General features: G+C 76.2%; 3 protein-coding genes. All 3 read left to right on the top strand.

The window, feature by feature from the left end; all coding sequences use genetic code 11:
* Positions 1-791, top strand: a 791-nt coding sequence (locus tag ACIQOV_RS29565; RefSeq protein WP_401053625.1) for a PP2C family protein-serine/threonine phosphatase, incomplete at its 5' end; no start/stop codon positions are given.
* Between the two features lie 479 nt (positions 792-1,270).
* Positions 1,271-2,596 (top strand): MFS transporter, encoded by a 1,326-nt coding sequence (locus ACIQOV_RS29560; protein ID WP_401053623.1) that lies wholly within the window; start codon positions 1,271-1,273, stop codon positions 2,594-2,596.
* 203 nt (positions 2,597-2,799) lie between these two features.
* The gene (locus tag ACIQOV_RS29555) at positions 2,800-4,122 is read left to right on the top strand and encodes a non-ribosomal peptide synthetase (RefSeq protein WP_401053621.1); all 1,323 of its coding nucleotides are present in this window, start codon (positions 2,800-2,802) and stop codon (positions 4,120-4,122) included.
* Positions 4,123-4,353: the final 231 nt, after the last annotated feature.

Genomic DNA, 4,353 nt, shown 5'->3' with positions numbered 1-4,353 from the left:
GGGTGCGGTCGGTGGCCGAGGCGGCGCAGCGGGCGGTGCTGCCGGAGCCCCCCGCGGCGGTGGGGCGGCTGTCGGTCGCGGCCTGCTACCGGGCCGCCCAGGACGAGGCGCTGATCGGGGGCGACGCGTACGCGCTGCAGGTCACCCCGTACGGCGTGCGCGGGCTGATCGCCGACGTGCGGGGCAAGGGGTTGCACGCGGTCGGGGCGGTCTCGGTGCTGCTGGGCGCCTTCCGCGAGGACTCCCACCGGCTGCCGGACCTGGCCGCGCTCGCGGACGCGCTGGAGGACTCGCTGCTGCGGGAGAGCGAGCGGATGAGCGAGGAACTGCGGCTGGAGGGGTTCATCACCGCGCTGCTGGTGGAGTTCCCGCCGGGGGAGGAGAGCGTGCGCACGCTCGACTGCGGGCACCCCGGCCCGTACCTGCTGAACCCGTACCCGCGGGGCGGGGGCGAGCCCCCGGTGCGCCGGTTGGACGCGGCGGATCCGGGGCTGCCGCTGGGGATGGGCGGACTGGGCGTGGCGCGCCCGGCGCCGGAGAGCCGGCCGTTCCCGGCCGGGTGGACGCTGCTGCTGGTGACCGACGGGGTCACCGAGGCCCGGGACACGGCGGGGGAGTTCTACGACCCGGTGCTCGGGCTGGCCCCGCTGGGGCCGTTCGCCGGGCCCGGCGAGGTGCTGGACGCGCTGGTGGCGGACGTCGAGCGGTGGACCGGTGGGCCCAGGGACGACGACATGGCGGTGCTGGCGATCACCCGCCGGGCGGAGGCGGAGGCGGAGGCGGGCGGCTGAGGGCGGCTGGCGGGCGGCGGAGCAGTCGGTGGAACGGTCGGCGGAACAGGGGCGGCGAACCGGTCGGCGGAACAGGGGCGGGACGGGTGGCGGACCGGGTCGGGCTCGGGTGGTCCGTGACCGTCCGGTCACCTTGTCTACGGCTCGCTACGGTCACGCCGATATCACGATGAGGTGACGGCCTGGCCCTACTCCATGGAATCCGGCCAAGTTGAGCCTCTCCGTCCGGTGGCTGGAAAGGTGGCGTCCGAATACCGGACAAGGAAATGGACGGACGGGCCCGGAGCCGGTCGGAGTGCCCGTCGGCCGGTGCCGCCTAGGCCGACGGACGCCGCGGGCGGCGTGACGGCAGGAGAAGCGGTCATAAGGAGCGCGCAAAGGCGGGCCGGGGGAGTGGCGGGATTCGGCCGACCTGCGTTCCGTCCGGAAACGGACCTGGTGCTTGCCCCGTATCGAAGGGGTGACCGAGAGTCGCACCGATGAACGAGAAGCCCAGCCCCCGCCAGGCCCGTCTGCTCGGCCACCGCGACTTCCGGCTCCTGCTGACCGGAGCCGCGGCGGCCCAGACGGGCAGTCAGGTCACCCTGGTCGCCCTTCCCTTGGTGGCCGTGATGGTGCTCGACGCCACGCCGTTCGAGGTCGGTCTGCTGACCGCCGCCGAGACCGCCGCCTTCCTGCTCGTCGGCCTGCCCGCGGGCGCCTGGCTGGACCGGATGCGCAAGCTTCCGGTGCTGATCCGGGCCGACGTGGTGCGCTGCCTGGCCGTCGGGTCGATCCCGCCGGCTGCCGCCTTCGGGGTGCTGACCATGCCGCAGCTCTACCTGGTGGCGCTGGTCACCGGGGTGGCGACGGTCTTCTTCGACGTCGCCCACCAGTCCTTCCTGCCCGCCGTCCTGCCGCGCGAGCAACTGGTCGGCGGCAACGGCGCCCTGGAGACGGTCCGTTCCTCGGCGCAGATCGCCGGGCCGGGCCTCGGTGGCGGGCTGGTCCAGCTGCTCGGGGCGCCGCTCGCCATCGTGGCCGACGCCTGCGGCTACCTCGCCTCCGCCCTGCTGCTCGTCCGGATCAAGGTCGAGGAGCCGCGGCCGGAGCCCGAGCCGGGGCGCTCGCTGCGCGCCGAGGTCGGGGAGGGCGTGCGGTTCGTGCTCGGCCACCCGCTTTTGCGGGCGATCGCGACCGCCACCGCCACGTCCAACCTGTTCTCCGCCGTGCTGACCGCCGTACAGACGGTGTTCTGGGTACGGGTGCTCGACCTGTCGCCGGGAGCCATCGGCGTGCTGCTGTCGGTCTCCGCCGTCGGCGGACTGGCCGGCGCGCTGTGCGCCGGGCAGCTCGCCCGGTGGATCGGACAGGCCCGGCTGATCTGGCTGTCCACGGTGGTGACGGCGCCGTTCGCGCTGCTGTGGCCGCTGTCCGGAGGCGGTGCGGGCGTGGTGCTGTTCGGACTGGCCTCCGGGGTGGTGCTGTTCGGCGCGGTGGCCTACAACGTCGCCCAGGTGAGCTTCCGGCAGAGCATCTGCCCGCCGGAGCTGCTCGGCCGGATGAACGCCACCATGCGGTTCCTGGTGTGGGGCACCCTGCCGATCGGCGCCCTGATCGGCGGCGTGGTCGCCGAGGCGGCCGGGCCGCGCACCGCGCTCTGGCTCTGCGCCGCCGGCTTCCTGCTGGTGCCGCTGCCGCTGCTGCTCTCCCCGCTGCGGCGGATGCGCGAGCTGCCGGGCCCCGACCGTACGGCCGGGCAGGACGCGGACGCAGAGGCGGACGCCACCGACCAGGAGAGCGCGGTGAGCCCCGGCACGTCCTGACCGGCCGCCCCACCCGCGCCTTCCGCACCTGAACCCTTCCTGCCGACCGCACCTGAACCCTTCTGCCGACCGAACCCGATCCCGCACGTCCCGGACCCGAGCAGGGCACCGGCCGATCCCCCTGACCGATCCCTGACCGATCCCCGACCGATCCCCGACCGATCCCCGACCCGAGCCGCGACCGGAAACCGGAGACCGTTCCCGTGCACGCCAGCATCACCGCCGCCTACCTCGCCCGGTACCGCTCCGCCGCCGCCGAATCCCCGGTGGAGCTGCTCCCGCTGACCGGCGCCCAGCGGCGCTTCCTGATCACCCGCCGACTCGCTCCGCAGAGCCGCACCGACGTCGTCCCGCTGTTCTTCGCCTACCCGCGCGGCACCCTCGACCTGGGCCGACTGGCCCGCGCCGCGGCCGCCGTGGCCGCCCACCACCCGGCGCTGTGCGGCGGATTCGCGACCGTGCGCGGCACACCCGTGCTGCGCACCGGCGGCCCCTCGGCCGAGGCCGCCCGGATCGCCGTCGCCCCCGGCGGCACCGCCCGTGCGGCGCTGCGCGAGGCCCTGTCGAACTGGCCCGGCGACGGACCCGCGCTGCGCCTGCTGGTGGCCGCGGACCCGGACGGGGACGAGGAACTGCTCGCCCTCGCACTGGACCACGCCGCCTGCGACGAGCAGTCGCTCGGCCTGCTCACCGCCGAACTCGGTACCGCGTACGAGCGGGACGAGCCACCGGCGGACCGGCCCGACCCCCGGGCGCTGGCCGACTACCGGCAGGCCGTCGAACTGCAGCTCGCCGCCGAGGACGCCGCAGGCGGCCCCGCCGCCCAGGCCCACTGGGGCCGCCGGCTGGGCGGCCTGACCGGGGCGGGCGGCGGCGCGGCGACGTCCACCGGCATGCTCACCGAGCGGCTGCCCACCGCCGGGGGCGCCACCCGCGGCGCCGTCTTCCCGGCCCTGCTGGACGCGGTCGGCTCGGCCCTGCACCGGCTGCACGGGGTGGACGGGGTGGACGGGGCGGCCCGGCCGGAAACCGGGGGAGGGCCGCTCGCGCTCGGCTACCCGTGGGGCGGACGACCGGCGGGCGCACCCGCCGCGCTCGGCTGCTTCCTCAACACCCTGGTGCACCCGGCGACTTCGGGTCCGGTCGCGGACCTGGACGCCCTCGCGGACGCCTGGTGGGACGACCTCGACCAGGCCGGAACCCCCTTCGACGAGGTGGTCCGCGCCGCCCGCACCGCCGGGGCCCCGTGGTCGGGCGCCCTGGACGGCCTGCTCACCATGGAGGACCTGCACCGCCGTCCACCGCTGGTGCTCGGCGGCACCCCCGGCCGGGAGACCCACCTGGACGGGCGCCCGCTCGCCGCACCGCTGGCCGTCTCCGCCTCGCACGGCGACGACCTGCTGATCCGGCTGGCCTGGGACCGCGACCGCTTCCCCGAGGCCGACGCCCGGGCCGCCTTCGGCGAACTGCTCGCCGTGCTGCGGCACCACCTGCACACCCGGCCGGTCCCGGTCCCGCAGGCCTGACACGCCCGGCCGGCCACGTCGGCCGCCCGACCGCGTCGTCCACCCGCCCGCACGGGCCTGACCGCAGGCGTCCGACCGCACGCCCCACCCCGCGGGCCCCGAACTCCCGCGACGGACCCACGACGGATCCACCACGGAGCCACGACGGATCCGCCACGACCCACCACGCCCGTTCGCGCGCGTCCGACACGCCGCCGGACGGGACCCCGGGCCCAGGGCCGCACCTCACCC

The organism is Kitasatospora sp. NPDC091257 (genome assembly GCF_044757675.1).
In the GTDB taxonomy this organism is placed as follows: domain Bacteria; phylum Actinomycetota; class Actinomycetes; order Streptomycetales; family Streptomycetaceae; genus Kitasatospora; species Kitasatospora lactacystinica.
The sequence above is the reverse complement of the archived record's forward strand: the minus strand, read 5'-3'. Positions and strand labels throughout refer to the sequence as shown.

What these genes read in the sequence shown, in the direction of transcription:
- ACIQOV_RS29560 (WP_401053623.1), top strand. Translation starts at nt 1,271, where the DNA reads ATGAACGAGAAGCCCAGCCCCCGCCAGGCCCGTCTGCTCGGCCACCGC.